This window comes from Maribacter chungangensis, from assembly GCF_042676845.1.
Lineage (GTDB): Bacteria > Bacteroidota > Bacteroidia > Flavobacteriales > Flavobacteriaceae > Maribacter > Maribacter chungangensis.
Map to the genome: position 1 here is coordinate 226,681 of NZ_JBHTHY010000014.1, position 18,687 is coordinate 245,367.

Annotated in this window: 19 protein-coding genes; 15 read left to right on the plus strand and 4 right to left on the minus strand. The window is 42.2% G+C overall.

Going from position 1 to position 18,687, the window contains the following annotated elements:
- Window positions 1-193: 193 nt before the first annotated feature.
- The 14 genes from ACFQZJ_RS15325 (at window position 194) to argH (ending at window position 14,953) form a co-directional block, all read left to right on the plus strand.
- Entirely contained in the window at window positions 194-1,537 is a 1,344-nt protein-coding gene (locus tag ACFQZJ_RS15325) for a mannosyltransferase (protein ID WP_379935750.1), read from the plus strand.
- A gap of 235 nt (window positions 1,538-1,772) precedes the next feature.
- The gene (locus ACFQZJ_RS15330; RefSeq protein ID WP_379935751.1) at window positions 1,773-2,414 is read left to right on the plus strand and encodes a GNAT family N-acetyltransferase; all 642 of its coding nucleotides are present in this window, start codon (window positions 1,773-1,775) and stop codon (window positions 2,412-2,414) included.
- Window positions 2,415-2,564: 150 nt separating this feature from the next.
- On the plus strand, window positions 2,565-3,761 hold the full coding sequence (gene argG / locus ACFQZJ_RS15335) for an argininosuccinate synthase (RefSeq protein WP_379935752.1): 1,197 nt from the start codon (window positions 2,565-2,567) through the stop codon (window positions 3,759-3,761).
- A gap of 361 nt (window positions 3,762-4,122) precedes the next feature.
- On the plus strand, window positions 4,123-5,097 hold the full coding sequence (gene argC / locus ACFQZJ_RS15340) for an N-acetyl-gamma-glutamyl-phosphate reductase (protein WP_379935753.1): 975 nt from the start codon (window positions 4,123-4,125) through the stop codon (window positions 5,095-5,097).
- Between the two features lie 92 nt (window positions 5,098-5,189).
- A complete protein-coding gene (proC, locus tag ACFQZJ_RS15345; protein WP_379935754.1) occupies window positions 5,190-5,984 on the plus strand; it encodes a pyrroline-5-carboxylate reductase in 795 nt (264 codons plus the stop codon).
- A 373-nt stretch (window positions 5,985-6,357) separates the two neighbouring features.
- The gene (locus ACFQZJ_RS15350) at window positions 6,358-7,485 is read left to right on the plus strand and encodes an aspartate aminotransferase family protein (protein WP_379935755.1); all 1,128 of its coding nucleotides are present in this window, start codon (window positions 6,358-6,360) and stop codon (window positions 7,483-7,485) included.
- Entirely contained in the window at window positions 7,482-8,681 is a 1,200-nt protein-coding gene (locus ACFQZJ_RS15355) for a glutamate-5-semialdehyde dehydrogenase (RefSeq protein WP_379935756.1), read from the plus strand. Before ACFQZJ_RS15350 ends, ACFQZJ_RS15355 begins: the two co-directional genes overlap by 4 nt.
- The gene (proB, locus tag ACFQZJ_RS15360) at window positions 8,681-9,463 is read left to right on the plus strand and encodes a glutamate 5-kinase (protein WP_379935757.1); all 783 of its coding nucleotides are present in this window, start codon (window positions 8,681-8,683) and stop codon (window positions 9,461-9,463) included. The genes ACFQZJ_RS15355 and proB overlap by 1 nt, the downstream gene beginning before the upstream one ends.
- A gap of 9 nt (window positions 9,464-9,472) precedes the next feature.
- Window positions 9,473-9,979 (plus strand): hypothetical protein, encoded by a 507-nt coding sequence (locus ACFQZJ_RS15365; RefSeq protein WP_379935758.1) that lies wholly within the window; start codon window positions 9,473-9,475, stop codon window positions 9,977-9,979.
- 45 nt (window positions 9,980-10,024) lie between these two features.
- A complete protein-coding gene (locus ACFQZJ_RS15370) occupies window positions 10,025-10,963 on the plus strand; it encodes an acetylornithine carbamoyltransferase (protein WP_379935759.1) in 939 nt (312 codons plus the stop codon).
- 1 nt (window position 10,964) lies between these two features.
- Window positions 10,965-11,714, plus strand: coding sequence for an SDR family NAD(P)-dependent oxidoreductase (locus ACFQZJ_RS15375; protein ID WP_379935760.1), 750 nt, complete (start codon window positions 10,965-10,967; stop codon window positions 11,712-11,714).
- A gap of 38 nt (window positions 11,715-11,752) precedes the next feature.
- Window positions 11,753-12,529 (plus strand): acetylglutamate kinase, encoded by a 777-nt coding sequence (gene argB, locus ACFQZJ_RS15380; RefSeq protein ID WP_379935761.1) that lies wholly within the window; start codon window positions 11,753-11,755, stop codon window positions 12,527-12,529.
- 1 nt (window position 12,530) lies between these two features.
- Window positions 12,531-13,616 carry a M20 family metallo-hydrolase gene (locus ACFQZJ_RS15385; RefSeq protein WP_379935762.1) on the plus strand — a complete coding sequence of 362 codons (1,086 nt, stop codon included), beginning with the start codon at window positions 12,531-12,533 and terminating at the stop codon, window positions 13,614-13,616.
- A 59-nt stretch (window positions 13,617-13,675) separates the two neighbouring features.
- A complete protein-coding gene (gene argH, locus ACFQZJ_RS15390; RefSeq protein ID WP_379935763.1) occupies window positions 13,676-14,953 on the plus strand; it encodes an argininosuccinate lyase in 1,278 nt (425 codons plus the stop codon).
- 87 nt (window positions 14,954-15,040) lie between these two features.
- On the opposite strand, the gene ACFQZJ_RS15395 is transcribed toward argH, so the two are convergent.
- The 3 genes from ACFQZJ_RS15395 to ACFQZJ_RS15405 form a co-directional block, all read right to left on the minus strand.
- Window positions 15,041-15,367, minus strand: a complete 327-nt coding sequence (locus ACFQZJ_RS15395) for a hypothetical protein (RefSeq protein ID WP_379935764.1) — start codon at window positions 15,365-15,367, stop codon at window positions 15,041-15,043.
- An 85-nt stretch (window positions 15,368-15,452) separates the two neighbouring features.
- Complete coding sequence (locus ACFQZJ_RS15400) at window positions 15,453-16,235, minus strand: DUF4349 domain-containing protein (protein WP_379935765.1); 783 nt, start codon at window positions 16,233-16,235, stop codon at window positions 15,453-15,455.
- Between the two features lie 61 nt (window positions 16,236-16,296).
- Window positions 16,297-17,091, minus strand: coding sequence for an SH3 domain-containing protein (locus tag ACFQZJ_RS15405; RefSeq protein WP_379935766.1), 795 nt, complete (start codon window positions 17,089-17,091; stop codon window positions 16,297-16,299).
- 212 nt (window positions 17,092-17,303) lie between these two features.
- Here ACFQZJ_RS15405 and ACFQZJ_RS15410 point away from each other — a divergent pair, with 212 nt between their 5' ends.
- Window positions 17,304-17,666, plus strand: a complete 363-nt coding sequence (locus ACFQZJ_RS15410; protein ID WP_379935767.1) for a hypothetical protein — start codon at window positions 17,304-17,306, stop codon at window positions 17,664-17,666.
- 4 nt (window positions 17,667-17,670) lie between these two features.
- On the opposite strand, the gene ACFQZJ_RS15415 is transcribed toward ACFQZJ_RS15410, so the two are convergent.
- Window positions 17,671-18,495, minus strand: coding sequence for a PIG-L deacetylase family protein (locus ACFQZJ_RS15415; protein WP_379935768.1), 825 nt, complete (start codon window positions 18,493-18,495; stop codon window positions 17,671-17,673).
- Between the last annotated feature and the right edge of the window lie 192 nt (window positions 18,496-18,687).

Below are 18,687 nucleotides of genomic sequence, written 5' to 3' on the forward strand. Positions count from 1 at the left end.
ACTAGATTTCGATTGTTTCTCTAGCCATTGGAAGGTTTAACACCAATTTAAATGATTTAATTACAACTAGGAACAACAAACACAGACCTTCTAGAAAAATACTTCCTATAGCTGTGCAGGTACCATGTTAATGCTGCACTTCCTCCTTTTTTACATCAAAACAGCTAAATTAGCCAATGCAAGAAACAGATCAATGGCCAATAGATTAACAACATACCTCAAACTCCACAAGGTATCGCTTATACTGGCACTTCTAAGCATGCTCTTCTATTATACCTTTGCCTATCATTTGGAGCGTACCGATTTTCCAAAACTAGTGGGGCTCTTTGCAGCTTTGTTCTTTTTATGTTACAAACTCATACAGTTCGAAAAATGGAACGTAAATTTCCTGTTTTCCGTTGGTCTACTTTCAAGGTTCGTTTTTTTGTTTGCGGAACCCAATCTTTCACAGGATTTTTATCGTTTTATTTGGGATGGCGAATTGGTCAGGAATTTTCTAAATCCTTATGTTGCCGTACCCAATACATTGGTTTCCGAAACCAATCCTATAATCTCCAATGCAGAACAACTACACCAAGGTATGGGCGGTTTAAGCGCTAGACACTATAGTAATTATCCTCCATTAAACCAGTTGTTATTTGCGTTGGCGACATTTTTAGGTGGAAAAAGTATTCTGGGTGCTATCATTGGGTTACGAAGTATTATCATTCTGGCAGATGTAGGAATCTTTTATTTTGGCAGAAAACTATTGAAAAAACTCAATAAATCTCCCCACCTTATTTTTTGGTATTTCTTAAATCCGTTGATTCTTGTAGAATTAACGGGCAACCTCCATTTTGAAGGAGTAATGCTATTCTTTTTTGTTTGGGCGCTCTACCTCATTTCCGTTCATAAATGGCAATGGGCTGCGGTGGTCTATGCCTGTTCCATTTCGGTGAAACTAGTACCCTTATTATTTTTACCACTGTTCTTAAAACATCTTAAACTCAAAAAAAGTATTTCGTTCTATAGCATCATAGGTGTAAGCTCGCTTTTGCTTTTTCTTCCGTTCTACTCATCGGATTTCTTGGCCAACTATTCAAAAACGATCGGACTCTGGTTTTCAAATTTTGAATTTAATGCAAGCCTTTGGAACGTGGTAAAACAAATTGGAATCCAGTTCAATGCAAAACCATGGGAACTTATTAAGACCTATGGTAAAGTTACGCCTATACTCACCATTATAACGGTGGTGCTGTTTACCTTTCTTAGAAAGAATGAAAAATTACCGGTTCTTATCACCTCCATGCTTTGGGTCCTTGCCCTCTATTATTTTCAATCTGCAACGGTACACCCTTGGTACATTATTTTTTTGGTGACGCTCACGATTTTTACTCCCTACCGCTTTGCCCTAATATGGTCCGCCATGGCCGTGCTAAGTTACTACGCCTACTCCCAAACCGATTTTAAGGAAAATGCTTGGTTGCTCCTGCTTGAATATATTTCGGTATTTGCTTTTGTAATCTATGAATTCATAACATATCGTAACAAAACCTGATGTTTTTGTAAAAAACAAGGTTTAGATTAGTTGGATTAAAGATAATTTGTACATTTACCTCGTAATGAACGAAACATACTACATATTAACCTCTCCAAGCAGCACTGCTCCTGTACGTCCGTTCGCTCCCCGTCGCCGTCGCCCGTAAGGGTATGAATTATTTATGGAAATAGGTGAGTCCATTTCTGCACAAGCAAAACCAAATTTATTTATTACTTTCTAAAACCATATAGCAATGAAACTTGTTGTTGCTAACGAATCACATTTTAAATACGCCCAGGATATTTGCGATACCATTGAGGAATCCGCAAAAGTACGTGGTACTGGAATCGCAAAACGCACACCAGAATACATCCAGAAAAAACTACAGAACGGTAACGCTGTCATCGCTTTAGATGGCGAAATCTTCGCTGGCTTTTGCTATATCGAAGTCTGGGGGCACGGTAAATACGTGGCCAATTCCGGACTTATCGTACACCCAAATTTTAGGGGGCAGGGCCTGGCGAAGAAAATAAAACAACGTGTTTTTGACCTAAGTAAAGAGAAGTTTCCGGATGCTAAAATTTTTGGAATCACAACGGGACTCGCAGTAATGAAAATCAACTATGAGCTTGGCTACAAACCGGTAACCTTTTCCGAACTAACGGACGACCCGGAATTCTGGAAAGGATGCCAGACCTGTAAAAATTTCGATATTCTTACCCGTACGGAGCAAAAGTTATGCCTTTGCACAGGTATGCTGCACGACCCCAAAGCAAAACCAGAAGTAAAAAAAGACAAAGTAAACAGTAAAGCTTTTAAAAGGTTACGTAGTATTAAGGAGAGCCTGTTTTTAAAAAGAAAGGCATCCCCTAGCCCCTCCCAAGGAGGGAAATAAAAGAAACTGCGATATATATTCATACGCTAAATTGAATAAAACGATAAGGATTACGATACCTGATAAAGCGTAAAATCTCGAAAAAACGAAACGAATTTTCACCCATACCGATATAAACCCAGTACAAGCGTGGAAATAAAAACAAATAACATGAAGAAATTAGTATTAGCCTACAGTGGCGGATTGGACACCTCCTACTGCGCCAAACATCTATCACAGGACAAAGGGTTCGAAGTCCACGCCGTGAGCGTAAACACGGGCGGATTCTCATCCGAGGAAATCAAGAGTATTGAAGAAAAAGCATTGGCCCTCGGTGCGGCATCGTACACCTCTATAGATGCCGTACAGACCTTCTACGACAAGGTGGTGAAGTATCTCATTTTCGGAAATGTTTTAAAGAACAACACCTATCCCTTATCGGTAAGTGCCGAACGTATCGTACAGGCTATAGAAATTGTGAACTACGCTAAGAAAATGGGCGCCAACTATATTGCCCATGGTAGCACAGGTGCCGGCAACGACCAAGTGAGGTTCGACATGATTTTCCAGATTATAGCCCCTGAAATAGAAATCATTACACCCATACGGGACAATAAATTATCTCGCGAGGCGGAAATAGCCTACTTAAAAGAAAACGGTGTGGACTATCCGTGGGAAAAAGCAAAATACTCCATCAATAAAGGACTTTGGGGTACATCGGTTGGTGGCGACGAGACCTTAACCTCCGAAAAACCCTTGCCGGATAGTGCCTACCCCAGTCAATTACAGGAAAAAGAACCATCGGAGGTAAAACTTACCTTTAACAAAGGGGAATTGGTGGCCATCAATGGAGAAAACGACTCGCCCGTTACTAATATTGAAAAATTGGAAGCGATAGCATCCAAATACGCAATTGGCAGGGACATTCATGTGGGGGATACCATTATCGGTATCAAAGGCAGAGTAGGTTTTGAGGCAGCCGCAGCATTGATCATCATTAAGGCCCATCATTTATTGGAGAAGCACACCCTTACCAAATGGCAGCAATTCCAAAAAGAACAACAAGGTAATTTTTACGGCATGTTATTGCACGAAGGCAATTACTTGGATGCCGTAATGCGCAATATTGAAGCGTTTTTAACGGACACACAAAAAACAGTCTCCGGCGATGTTTTTGTGGGCCTTTATCCTTTTCAGTTCCGGCTAAACGGCATCTCATCGCCCCATGATTTAATGAATGCTTCGTTTGGCAGTTATGGCGAAATGAACAAAGGATGGACGGCGGACGAGGCAAAAGGCTTTATAAAAATACAATCCAACGCAGGGAAGATTTACAATCACGTAAATAATCCTGGCGACCAGGTTTAAAAAAGGAGAGCGATGCGTTTAGGTGTGAGAGCTTAATGGTTGGTGGTTAGATGATAGCGAAATTATCTCATGTGCAAAAATATCTTGAAGCACAAAACGTCCCCTCCCCTTGGGGGAGGGCTAGGGAGGGGTCAGCCAGCAGGTTGAAAACTAAAGAAAACAGATATTAAATCATCTGGTTAAGTTGAATCCAATGCAAAATGACCCAACGAAGCACAAAACGTCCCCTCACCTCAGGGGAGGGCTAGGGAGGGGTCCGTTGAAAAACCGAACTATACGATTAGAAAAACGATAAAAACACAATGATAAAATACAAACGAAGTGCATTTAATAGTTGTGTTTCAAATTGAAATTTAAAAATATGATAACAGCAGGCATCATAGGCGGTTCTGGATATACGGGCGGGGAACTCATCCGAATCCTATTGCACCATCCGGCAATAGAGATAGATTTTGTGTACAGCACAACAAGGGCAGGAAAACCATTGGTATCTGCCCATGCCGATTTGTTGGGACAAACGGAACTTAATTTTACAGGTGATGTAAACGTGAACGTGGATATTGTTTTTCTCTGCCTAGGCCATGGGAATTCCACCAAATTTTTACAGGAACATCCTTTTTCAGCTAATACAAAAATCATCGACCTTAGTAATGATTTTAGACTACAGGCCGATGCAAATTTTAATGGAAAGCACTTCGTATACGGTCTACCGGAACTCAACAGAACCCATATAGAAAATGCGCAATACATTGCAAATCCGGGCTGTTTTGCCACAGCGATACAATTGGCGCTTTTACCTTTGGCCAAGGCAAAAAAAATAAATGCGGCCGTACACATTAACGCAATAACCGGCAGTACGGGGGCAGGGGTTAGTCCGTCCGCTACCTCCCATTTTAGCTGGCGAAACAATAACGTAAGCTGGTACAAGCCGTTTACGCACCAACATCTAGGGGAAATAAATGAAAGTCTTACCTCGTTACAAGAGGATACGAACGAGTTATTTTTTCTTCCCAATCGAGGAAATTTCACTAGGGGAATTCTAGCCACGGCATACACACATTTTAAAGAACCTTTGGAAGTAGCACAAGAACTGTATACCCAATTTTATTGGCATGCGCGGTTCACGCAGGTAGCAAAAGAACCTATACATCTAAAACAAGTCGTAAACACCAACCAGTGCCATATTCATTTGCACAAACATGAAAACACCTTGCTCATCACTTCGGCCATAGATAATTTGTTAAAAGGTGCATCCGGACAAGCGGTACAAAACATGAACCTGATGTTAGGATTGGAAGAGGATTTAGGATTGAATTTAAAAGCGGGAGTATATTAAGTATGGAGTATAACATATTCAGTAATAAGAAATTATTGTCAAACAGAAATGAGTACTTCATACTTTGTAATCATTTCTAATTACTATCAATCATGAAAATAGCCATCATAGGAGCCGGAAATTTAGGATTATCAATAGCCAAAGGCATTTTGCACAGTAATGGTGCTACCAGCATGTACCTGACGAAGCGAAATACCGATAGCATAAAGGATTTTGAAAAATACGGGAACGTTACCGTCACCAGAGACAATGCAGAAGCCGTGAAAAATTCGGATATTTTGATTTTTGCGGTGCAACCGGCGCATTTCGCACAAATATTAGAGGACGTAAAACCCCTACTGACCGAAAAGCATGTGGTAATTTCCAGCATTACCGGGTTTGTAATCGATAAGATAGAAGGTATCATCGGCAAGGACAAATACATCATCCGTAGCATGCCCAATACCGCTATTTCTGTCGGTAAATCCATGACCTGTATCTGTAGCAACGTAACAGGAAAAAAACGTATTGAACTTGCTAAGTCCATTTTTAACAGAATGGGACATTCCATGGAAATCCCCGAAAATCAAATGCAGGCGGCCACGGTTATATGTGCCAGTGGCATTGCCTTTTGGATGCGCCTTATCCGGGCTACCACCCAAGGGGCCATTCAGCTTGGTTTCGACGCCAAGGAAGCACAGGAACTGGCCATGCATACCTGTAACGGAGCTGCGGATTTATTAATAGCATCCGGCAACCATCCGGAGGAAGAAATAGACAAGGTAACCACCCCTATGGGCTGTACCATACAAGGGCTCAACGAAATGGAAATACAGGGATTGAGCTCTTCTTTGATACAAGGTATTGTGGCTTCCTACAACAAAATAACCGAGTTTAAGGCAAAGTGAGAAGTGAGAAGTGAGAAGTGAGAAGTGAGAAGTGAGAAGTGAGAAGTGAGAAGTGAGAAGTGAGAAATGAGAAATGAGAAATGAGAAATGAGAAATGAGAAATGAGAAATGAGAAATGAGAAATGAGAAATGAGAAATGAGAAATGAGAAATGAGAAATGAGAAATGAGAAATGAGAAATGAGAAATGAGAAAAATATCCTGAAAAATGATTACAAATTCAAAAAAAACAACGGTTACTTTTTACCAATTACGAACTACTATTGGACTACCCTACCCTCTACCCTCTACCCTCTAAAAACTACCCTCTAAAAACTACTCACTAATGAAAAAAGTACACTATTTAAAAAACCATTGAATTTGAATTTTTAAGACATGAACTTATTTGACGTATATCCACTCTACAACGTAACCCCAGTGTCGGCAAAAGGTATTGTCGTTACCGATGACAAAGGGCAAGAGTATTTAGATTTTTATGGTGGCCATGCGGTAATTTCCATAGGGCATTCGCATCCACACTATGTAAAACGGCTTAAAGAGCAATTGGACAAAATCGGGTTTTATAGCAATGCGGTACAAAACCCGTTACAGGTAGCGTTGGCGCAAAAATTAGGGCAACTTTCCGGATGTGAAAACTACAATCTATTTCTTTGCAATTCAGGGGCGGAAGCCAATGAAAACGCCCTCAAAATAGCATCGTTCCATACAGGAAAATCGCGCGTAATCGCCTTTAAGAACGGTTTTCACGGGCGTACCTCCGCTGCCGTGGCGGTAACGGATAACGAGGCTATAAACGCACCGTTGAACAAACAGCAAAAAGTTACGATCCTTCCCTTGAACGACCTTGCGTCCTTTACCTCCGAAATTGGCAAAGGTGACGTTTGCGGTGTTATCATAGAAGCCATACAAGGAGTTGGAGGACTGGATGAGCCAACGACCGAATTTTATCAGGAAATCGCAAAAGCTTGCCAAATCAACAATGTCGTACTTATTGCAGACGAGGTACAGTCCGGTTTTGGAAGAAGTGGAAAATTCTTTGGTTTTCAACATCATGGCATAGTGCCCGATGTTATCAGTATAGCCAAAGGAATGGGCAATGGATTTCCGGTCGGCGGCATTCTTATTCACGAAGATATAAAAGCTTCCTACGGACTTTTAGGAACCACCTTCGGAGGCAACCACTTGGCATGTGCAGCCACCATGGCCGTTTTAGAGGTGTTGGAAAAGGACAAACTTATCGAAAATGCAGCCGAACTAGGCCATTATTTTAGGAAAAAGGCTTCAGAAATCCCACAAGTGAAACGGGTAAAAGGCAGGGGCTTAATGTTAGGGCTGGAATTTTATTTTGAGGTCTCGGAACTACGTAAAAAACTAATCTACGAACAACATTTGTTTACCGGTGGTGCAAAAGATAAGCACGTACTACGAATTTTGCCCGCGTTAAATATTACCAAAGAACATATCGATATTTTTTTCAACGCCCTAAAAGAAGAACTAACGTGAATACCCAACTGAAAATAGTACAACGTAACGCCGTCCTACTTTCCATGGCAAGACATATCCAGGAAAATAAAAACGCCGTACTAAAGGCCAACCAAACCGATCTGGATGCCTACGACGGTGACAATATTTCTATGCGGGATAGATTAAAAGTGGACCAGAACAAAATCGACGGTATGTTACTCTCCTTGGAACAATTGGCGGCCGAACCGGATCCTTTGGGCATTGAACGGTTCGCGACCACCCATGAAAATGGAATGTATGTTAGCAATAAAACAGCTCCTTTTGGTACCATTCTTATTATTTACGAATCTAGACCGGATGTAACTATTGAAGCTACAGGAATAGCGTTTAAATCAGGCAATAAAATCTTGTTAAAAGGCGGTAAAGAATCCTTGAACAGTAATTCGCTTTTGGTGGACCTATGGCATAAGGCACTGCAAGAAAATAATTGTGACACTAATTGGGTCACGTATTTACAGTTCGATAGAACCCAAACACAGGCATTTTTGCAAAAACCCACACAAAAGCTGGATCTGATCGTACCCAGAGGCGGGGAACGGTTGATCGCATTTGTTAAAGAACATGCTACCTGCCCGGTAATCGTTAGTGGGCGCGGAAATAATTTTGTTTACGTTGATTCCGAAGCCGATCTACAAATGGCCCTGGATATTATCATCAATGCCAAGACGACAAAAATATCGGCATGCAATGCGTTGGACAAAGTTCTTGTTGCTTCAGATCTGGTTCGAAAACATCAATTTCTACTACATTTAATTCAAGAGTTACAAAAATATAAGATTGAAATTCTCGCGGACAATGCCTTGTCAAGTCTTAAGGGCACCCAGCCGGTTACGGATGAACACGTTTGGCACGAGGAGTTTTTGGACTATAAAATAGCAATTGGGCAAGTGTCCGATATGGCGGATGCCATTTCTAAAATAAATACTTATGGCGGTGGACATTCGGCCGCCATCATTACAACGAATACCGAAAAAGCCGATATCTTTATGGAAGCGGTAGATTCGGCCGCGGTGTATCACAACGCCTCTACCCGGTTTACCGATGGCGGACAGTTTGGATTAGGCGGCGAGCTTGCCATAAGCACGGACAAACTGCATCAAAGGGGACCTATAGGCCTACAGCATTTAGTGACCAACAAGTGGTATATAAAAGGAAATGGACAAACGAGGAGCTAATGACGAAACAAAGAATCTTACTAAAAATCGGTTCCAATACCTTGACCAAGGAAACCGACCAGATTTCCAGAGGAAAAATAGAGGATATCGGTAGGCAAATTTCAAATCTAAAGGATGACTACGAATTTATAATCGTAAGTTCCGGAGCAATCGCAGCCGCTAAACAATTCGTAAAATTAGAACATAATGGCGAAGAAATTACGGTTAAACAAGCACTGGCAGCTATTGGCCAACCCCATTTGATGCGCATTTTTCAAGAGAATTTTAGGGAATTGGGACTATTTACATCGCAATGTCTTTTGTCGTATTCCGATTTTGAAAAACCAGAATCAAAAGAGAACATCAAGAACACTATAAATGTCCTGGTAGCCAATAATTTTATTCCTATCATCAATGAAAATGATACCGTTGCCACCGATGAAATTCAGTTTGGCGACAACGATAAGCTTGCCGCTTTAACGGCCTCCCTACTAAAAGTAGACCTATTACTGATCGCTACGAATACGGATGGCATTTACACCAAGGCATCCTTAGAAAATGGAAAACCTGCAACCATCAAAACCGTTTCCCGTATTGATGATCTTTTGAAAGAAGTTCGTCTAGAAAAATCGTCACATGGCACAGGTGGTATGCAATCCAAAATTGAGGCCGGCACCATTGCCCAGGGCGCAGGTATAGAAACATGGATCGTAAACGGGTTACGGGACAATTTTATAATGGATTCACTTGAGGAGAAATCCAAACACACCAAAATAGTGCCTCGAAAGCTTTTGAAGAACTAAAAAAAACGCATGATGAAAACTAAAATAATTCTTTTACTGTTGGGTATCCTATCCCTAGGGAGTTGTAAACAAGAAAAAAGCACGGAAATTAAAACCATCCCTCCGGTAAATTTCGAACAGGAAAAAAAAGCGATTTTGGAAACCTTACAAAGCGAAACTACAGTTGCTTTTCAAAGGAATTATGAAGCTTGGACAGAAAAATGGGTTCATGATGAGAACATCTCAAAAACATATATAAACTTTGAAGATAGCACACATTCAGAAGCTATTGGCTGGAATAAAATAAGTGCATTCGTTAAAGCATTTATGGAAGAACATCCCGAACCGGAACCAGCACCTAAACTAGTGAATGATATTGATGTTCGACTTTACGGAAATGGAGCATGGGTAAGTTTTGAACAGGTAGACTCGTTACGCGGACTAAAACGAGAGACCAGACTCATGGAAAAAATAGAAGGACAGTGGAAAATTGCAGGTATGCACACTACGATTTACGGGTTTGATAAAAACAAATAGTTATAACTAAAGTTAAAAAATAGAACTGAAAATAGCTGCGTACAGATGAAACACTACCTATCCCTAAAAGATATCGATTCCCTACCCGAATGGGTAGCAGAAGCCAGAAAGCTAAAAACAAATCCAAAAGCCCACAAACAACTAGGCGATGGAAAAACCATCTGTTTGCTCTTCTTTAACAATAGTTTGAGAACACGCCTAAGCACCCAAAAAGCGGCGATGAATTTGGGTATGGACGTTATGGTCATGAATTTTGGCAACGAAGGTTGGCAGTTGGAATATGAAGATGGTGCCATAATGGACCAGGGAAAGTCCGAACATATAAAAGAAGCGGCAAAGGTCGTTTCCCAATTCTGTGATATCGTTGCCATCCGTGCCTTTGCCTCCCTAACGGATAAAGAAAAAGACGAAGCGGAAGTGGTTTTGAACGGCTTTATAAGACATGCTTCCATTCCCGTTGTGAATATGGAAAGTTCCGTTGGTCATCCCTTACAGGCCCTTGCCGATGCCATAACATTAGAGGAACATAAAACCAAAACGAAACTAAAAGTGGTGCTGTCCTGGGCGCCACATCCTAAAGCATTGCCGCATGCCGTGGCCAATTCCTTTATAGAAATGATGCAACTGCAGGATGCCGAATTTGTAATTACACACCCCAAGGGATATGAACTGAGTCCTGAGATCACAAAAGGTACAAAAATAGAATACGATCAAAAAAAGGCTTGTGAAAATGCGGATTTTATCTATGTGAAAAACTGGAGCAGCTATACCGATTATGGAAAAGTTTTAAATGAGAATAAGCTTTGGATGATGACGGCGGAAAAACTAGACAAGGCGAAATTTATGCATTGCTTACCGGTACGTAGGAATGTAGTCGTTGAAGACGCAGTCTTGGACAGTGGGCAAAGTTTGGTGATCGAACAGGCGAACAACCGCACCTATGCAGCGCAGGTGGTTTTGAAGAAATTGTTGGAACATAACTAAAATGGATTTAAAACTAAAGGACAAGGTTTGTATCGTAACCGGTGCCACGAGCGGCATGGGAAAGTCCATAGCTACCCTATTTCATGCGCATGGCGCCAAGCTTGTGATATCCGGAAGGAATAAAGAACGGGGGAATTCCTTGGCCAAAGAACTTGCAGGAGCTGTTTTTGTTTCTGGGGATGTAAGCGAACCCCAGTACAACGCACTGCTAGTAAAAACGGCCATGCAACATTTTGGGAAATTGGATATTGTATCACTAAATGCAGGCACTTTGGGTCTTGGCAATGTGGTTGAATTGTCGATGGAAGACTGGCATAAAACCGTAGATGTCAATCTTAGTGCTATTTTTTATATGTCCAAACACGCCATACCCCACCTGGAAAAATCGAACGGCACCATCTTGATCAATGCGTCCATTGCCGCCTATAAAAGTTTTCCTAATCACCCGGCCTATTGTGCTTCCAAAGCAGGGGCCGTTGCACTGATGAAGCAGCTAGCAGTAGAATATGGACCAAAAGTAAGGGTGAATGCCATTTGTCCCGGTCCGGTAGACACACCCTTTATCTGGGATTCTGCCAAAGCCTTTGCGCATCCGGAAAGCGCTGTTGAAGATGCAGGAAAAGCAACGCTCATGAAACGTCTAGGAACCCCTGAGGAAGTATCCAAACTAGCACTATTCCTAGTGTCAGAGGATGCTGCTTGGATTACGGGAACCGCAATGACCATTGACGGAGGAATATTAAATGCGTAAAACAGATTCCAGCCTTCGCTAAAAAGACGGAAAAAATAATGAAAAAACTATCAATCATAAAAATCGGTGGTAATGTCATCGAAAACAAACAGGAACTTAGCACGTTTTTAAAACTTTTCGCTAAACTAGACGGACTTAAAATCTTAGTCCATGGCGGCGGAAAATTGGCCACTCAATTGGCAACTAAACTAGGCATCCAATCGAAGATGGTCGCTGGCCGCAGAATTACCGATGCCGAGACCCTTGAAGTGATTACTATGGTTTACGCTGGGTTGGCCAACAAAAATATTGTGGCCCAATTACAGGCCCATAAGTGCAATGCCATTGGATTGAGCGGCGCTGACGGTAATATGATCCAAGCACATAAAAGACCTGTAACCGAAATTGATTATGGCTTTGCAGGTGATGTAGATGATGTGAACAAAAACATTATTTCCAAACTATTAAAAGCAGATTTAACTCCCGTTTTCTGTGCGATGACCCACGACGGCGAAGGACAATTGCTTAATACCAATGCTGATACAATTGCCTCGGAAATTGCCATTGCCATGAGCGCATTCTACGAAACAACACTTTATTATTGCTTCGAAAAAAAAGGCGTTTTACAAAATATTAAAGATGAAGATTCGGTCATCTCACAAATTAACAATCGGAGTTACACAAAGCTCCTCAACGAAGGTATCATAGTGGATGGGATGATACCTAAAATTGACAATTGTTTTTATGCCGTGGAGCGTGGCGTAGAAAAAGTATGTATCGGACACCATTCAATGCTCGCCACCAAAGACGGACTTTTTACAACAATTACCCTATAACATGACACAGCAGGAACTTACCCAAAAAGCTATCGATTTGCTTAAAACCCTAATTTCGATCCAATCCTTTTCCGGGGAAGAAGACCAAACCGCGGATGCCATCGAAGCTTGGTTCAAATCTTTTGATATTCCTTATGAACGCGTCCATAATAACGTATTTGCGAAAAACCAATACTGGGACGATAGCAAACCAACGCTGCTTTTAAATTCACATCACGACACCGTAAAACCGAACAAGGCATACACTAAAGACCCATTTCATCCGCATATAGAAGACGGAAAGTTATACGGTTTGGGCAGTAACGATGCCGGTGGCTGTCTGGTGTCCCTTATCGCCACCTTTAACCATTTCTACGCTGCCAAAAACCTCAACCATAATTTATTGATGGTAGCATCGATGGAAGAAGAAAATGCAGGTCCCAACAGTTTGCGCGGCTTGCTTCCACAATTGCCAAAAATTGATGTCGCCATTGTGGGCGAACCTACCCTCATGCAATTGGCGATCGCCGAAAAAGGCTTGGTCGTTTTTGATGCCGTAGTAAAAGGGACGCCTTCCCACGCGGCACATCCAAACGATAATAACTCCATTTACAATACCATTGAAGTCTTGCAGTGGTTCAAAAATTACAAATTCGAAAAAACCTCCGAAGCCTTGGGCGATGTTAAAATGACCGTTACCCAGATCAATGGCGGTAGCCAGCACAATGTGGTTCCATCACAAGTGGAACTGGTTATCGATGTGCGCGTGAACGATGCCTATTCAAACAAAGAAATTGCCGATTTACTGAAGGCCGAGGCACCCTGCGAAATCAAGGAACGTGGACTCAAGCTCAACTCCTCAAAAATTGACAAAGAGCATCCGCTGGTGCAATCGGGCATCACTTTAGGAAGAACAACTTATGGTTCTCCTACCCTATCGGACCAAGCAGCACTTAGCTGCCAGTCCTTAAAACTAGGGCCCGGAGATAGTACCCGTTCCCATTCCGCGAATGAGTATATTTACGTGAAGGAAATTGAGGAGGGAATTGACCTCTACATTAAAATATTGAAAGGATTCCTAGCGCCTAATCCCCAAAAAGGGCAGTAAGAGGCAGACTAGAAAACCTTATACTAATTACTACAAACTAACTACTAAATACTGAGCGTATGCGACTCTGGGACAAAGGCTTTAGCACCGATAAAAAAATAGACCACTTTACCGTGGGTAACGATCGTGAACTCGATTTACATTTGGCCAAGTACGATGTCATTGCCTCCAAAGCACATGCTAAAATGTTAGGTAAAATTGGACTACTAACAGAAAAGGAGACCAAAGAGCTCGTTACCGAGCTGGATAACATTACTGCAAAAATCGAAAATGGCACTTTTGTCATAGAAAATAATTTTGAGGATATGCATTCCAAAATTGAGTTTCAACTGACCTTGGCCTTGGGGGATACCGGAAAAAAAATCCATACCGCACGGTCTAGAAACGACCAAGTTTTGGTGGCCATGCACCTGTATTTAAAAGATGAACTAGCGGAAATCAAATCGATGACCAAAACTTTGTTCGATTTGCTGTTGAACCTAGCAGACAAGTACAAAAGAGTACTCCTGCCCGGGTACACCCACTTACAAATTGCAATGCCTTCTTCTTTTGGACTTTGGTTTTCGGCGTATGCAGAGAGCTTGATCGATGATCTGTATTTTGTGGATGCCGCCTATAAAGTAGCCGACCAAAACCCCTTGGGAAGTGCGGCCGGATACGGCAGTTCCTTTCCCATTGATCGCAGTTTCACCACCAAGGAAATGGGCTTTGAGACCCTAAAATATAATGTGGTGGCCGCACAAATGAGCCGAGGAAAAGTGGAAAAAGCAACCGCTTTTGGAATGGCCAGTATTGCCGCTACCCTATCCAAGATGGCCATGGATATCTGTTTGTACATGAGTCAGAATTTTGATTTTATTTCCTTCCCGGATGAATTGACCACGGGTTCCAGCATTATGCCCCACAAAAAGAATCCCGATGTTTTTGAACTGGTAAGGGGCAAATGCAACAAACTGCAATCCATTCCCAATCAGCTTACCACGGTCATCAACAACCTGCCCAGTGGCTACCATCGGGATTTGCAGTTGGTGAAAGAAATTATAGTGCCCGCCATTCAGGACATGAAGGCTTGTTTGGAGATCATGAGCTTTAGCTTGCGCGAAATACAGGTGAACGAAGGCATCTTGGAAGACCCCAAATATGATTATTTATTTAGCGTAGACACCCTTAACGAACTGGTGCAGGACGGTATGCCCTTTCGGGATGCCTACAAAAAAATGGGGCAGGAGATTCAAGATGGTAAGTTTACCCCAAAACGAAACTTAAAACACACCCACGAGGGTAGTATAGGGAATTTATGTTTGGAAGATATTCGGAAGAAGATGGGAGGAATCTAACTCTTTCCTCATACAATACCGTGCGATTTGGGTATAGGTTTTATATGTTCGCCTAAATATTTTCTAATTGGCTAGAGTAGAATGATATTAGTCATTTACAGTCCTTGTTTCCACCTCAATCCCTTCCGTAGCGGGATAATACACTACCGAGGCAACATAGCCGACACACAAAAATACTATAATCAACAGGATTCCCTTAAAGACAGTCTCTCCTATATTCGTAAAAAATACCGCACCCAAGAAACCGAGTAAAAATAGTAACGATGCCCCGGTAGCAAACACGATAAAAAAGAACATACTTAAACCGTCTGCACCGCCATCGCCGTTAAAATTAAAATAATACGTTAACCAACTAAAAAATAAGGTGCCCGTTGCCGTAATGATTATGGGAAGCCTATCCGTGAGCTTATGCATATAAAATGTATTTAATCTATATTTCGACTAGGTTACAAACTAATATTTGGTTACCGAAAACATAACGCTAACCGGAATGTGCGTCTTAAGCTTGTGCCTTCCTAGGCTTTCGCCATACCAGCCAAAACACAATTCCAAAAACCAGAATCAAGAACGGCCAAATATTGATGAGCCCTACAAAGAACCAAATAAGATTGTCCCAGCCGTTTTTGAATCCGTTGGCGAACTTGTTCCCAAACTGGGTTTGAGTGGGTATGGTCCGATAAAAACCCATCGTCAAGGTAGCAAGGGAGACCTGGTTTTCTAAATAGTTCATCCGCCCCTCGATCGACTCTATTTCGGAACGCAGTAGTCCCAGTTGCTTTTCTACCTCCAATAATTCGGTAACGTTTTTGGCTTCTTTTGCGATTTCCAAATACCTATTTTCCAATTCTTTCTTGGTCTTTAAACGCGCCTGTACATCCAAAAACTCCTCTGTAACATCCTTTATTACAATACTTTTACTGTCGAACTTTGTAACACCCTTTGTGGCATCTTTTAGGAGGGCATCAAAATGCGCTGCAGGTACCCGAATCGCTATCGTATTCCTTATACTACTGCTAGATTTGTACTCTTGGTCCGAGGAAACATAGGCTTTGTATTTTTCTACACTCTCAAAAATAGATTTTCTGGTAGCAGCCATATCATTGGTCTCAAAACGTACGTTGCCCTCTTTTATGAGTTTGCGCTGTTGCCCTGACGATTCCGTTTGGGGCAGTGGACTTACTAACGATTCATCCATCATCTCAAATGAACCATTTTCGTTGTTTGAGCAGCCAAAAAAGAGCATCGAACCGAATAAAGTAAAAAGTATGGATTTTAGTTTCATGTTATTTTTTGTGGATTTCTCCCTTTTATAGCACCTTGGATTTAAGAAATCCGCCGCATTACTATTGCTCCGTTCCTTTAGGTAACAATTGCCCGTTCTCCCAACGTAGTTCGCGTGTGGTAGAGCTAATATGGATTTCGTTACTGGCCTCATCGCCATATTCGCCCTTCTCCACTTTATAAACGATACGGTTGGCCACGCCATGCTCCTCCGCAGGGAAAATCAACTTTTCGTTGTACCAATTAACGCCCGCCTCGGAAAAAAGGGTGGTCGCGATGGCTTTTTTAAGTCCGTGCTTGGTCTCAAAAAAATAGATATCGCCCCCTATTACCCCACAAGCCTCGGGGTGGTTTGCTATATGCAAAATGTCCGTGACCCCATCAAGGCCCATGTCTCCCATAAGGGCTATGGTAAGTCCGGCCGGTCCCAAGGCCGTACTGGTCTCCTTAAACACGGATGGGGCATACAGGCTGCGCACCAAAAGATGGTAACCAAACCCCTCTTTTTTATAGGCGAAAAGGTAAGTGGCGGTATCGGTTGTCTTTTTTTCCAAGGAAATCAGTCCACCTAAAACAAACCCCGTTTTACCCTTGTACTTCACTTTATAAAAAGGCGAATCGATGCCGTTGTATGCAATGGTCTTGTTCGTTTTCTCCACGATCTCCACTTCGCTGCCAATTTTGAGCAAGTTCAAGACCTCAGCGTTTAGATCGGGAGCCGTTCTAAATTTTACGTCGTTGCCGAAAAGCGCATACGAGGTGCCCTCCTTAAAATCGACATAGATATCATGATATATGGGATCTTTTGCTATTACTACCGTGGTAACTAAAAATAGAATGGCAAGTATTTTATGCATAAGGTCAAGAGTTTATGATACAGAATATAGCTGATCATTGATTTAACGGCTAAAATACCGCTTAAATTGCCTTGGAAAACCCCTGTAAACCGTGGTATGGATTTGGCCGTAAACAACTAGCGAGAAAACCAGTCTTAGAACTAACTTGCCTTGGCTATAGCTTCTAAAAACTTGAAAATCAGAATCTGGATGGATAAAAACAAGAGGAACTTATGAATAAAACACGTAACCTTGCAACAATTCTGCACCTTGCAACAATACTACTGATCTTAAATTTAAGTGCATGCTCCTCGAATGGGTCCAAGATAGCCGAGGTAGATGTTGAGGGGGGGGTTATCCTTCATTCGTCACCAAATTTTCAAGGGTACTTCTACCAAGGTTCAGATTCCAATTTTCACTACTTCGTTAGCCGGTGGAAACACGTAAAAGACAAACGTTTTAAATTAAGCAATAGCGAAGTATACCTAAATGAGCCTTTCCAATTCGAGACCAACGAGCAGGCTATAGATTTACTAAAAACACAAGCCGCTTTGGGAAAAGAAACAACACGGATACCCTACATTTTTCTTGAATAATCTATTAAAACCTGTTCCGTAGTACGGTATCCAAAGCAAACTTTCTAAAGTACAATACATTGGTGGTATCCTGTTTTTCGGCCTTTATCCAGGCCTCCAATTCGGTTGGGGTGTATTGGCTCCTATGACAGCGCAGTGAGGCAAAAGCCCTTTCTTCGTCTTGGGGGCTGAACCTGATCTTGGTGTGCAGCAGATCAGGATGCGTCCACCCTAAGCCCCAATCCGCGGGGAACTTCTTGGTCTGCTCTTTGGTCCAGGCAAAGTAGTACAGGTCTATTTGGTTTACCCAATTCTCTCGCAGCAAGATCTCGGTCGTAAACACACCTATCATGCGATGGTCCGGATGGCCGGTATCACCCTCGGGACCAAAGGTCAAGATCACGTCGGGGTTCAATTCCTTTATTTTGTCCTTGATACGCTCCTTTAATTGCGCCGCTTCTTCATAGAAATTATGGTAGCCGTTGAGTCCCAATCCGTCTTTGGCCCCTAAAAAGTGTGGTGGATGCACGCCCAGTTCTTCGCAGGCACAGGCCATTTCTTGGGTTCTAACGGCAACTAGGGAATCACCCGCGGACATGCCAAAATGGTCGCTGACCCCGTAGCGGCCATCGGTGGCGATCACCACCTGCACCTTGGCCATAGCGCCATATTTGGCCAGCACCGGACCTACGGCGGTCTCATCATCGGGGTGGGCAAAAATGGCCATGATGGTCTTTGGTTCTTCCCGTATCGCCTTCTGCAAAAATGGCTGACCTGAGGCGCCCATGGAAACAAGTAAAAATGCCGTTGATAAAATTGATTTTAATACTCTCAATGTCTTTGGTTCCATACGTATTTTTGCCTGATGAGTTTTAAAAATAGTGTTTTTGGCCGAATACCGTTCCAAGTGCGAGGGCAATCCTATTTTGTTGCCAGTTTTGGTGGTACCATTCGCCAATTGTTAACACCATCCTATGCATTTAAAACAACCTAAACTAGGATTCACGGTTTTCCGTCCTAAGTATTCCTGATTACCTTACTA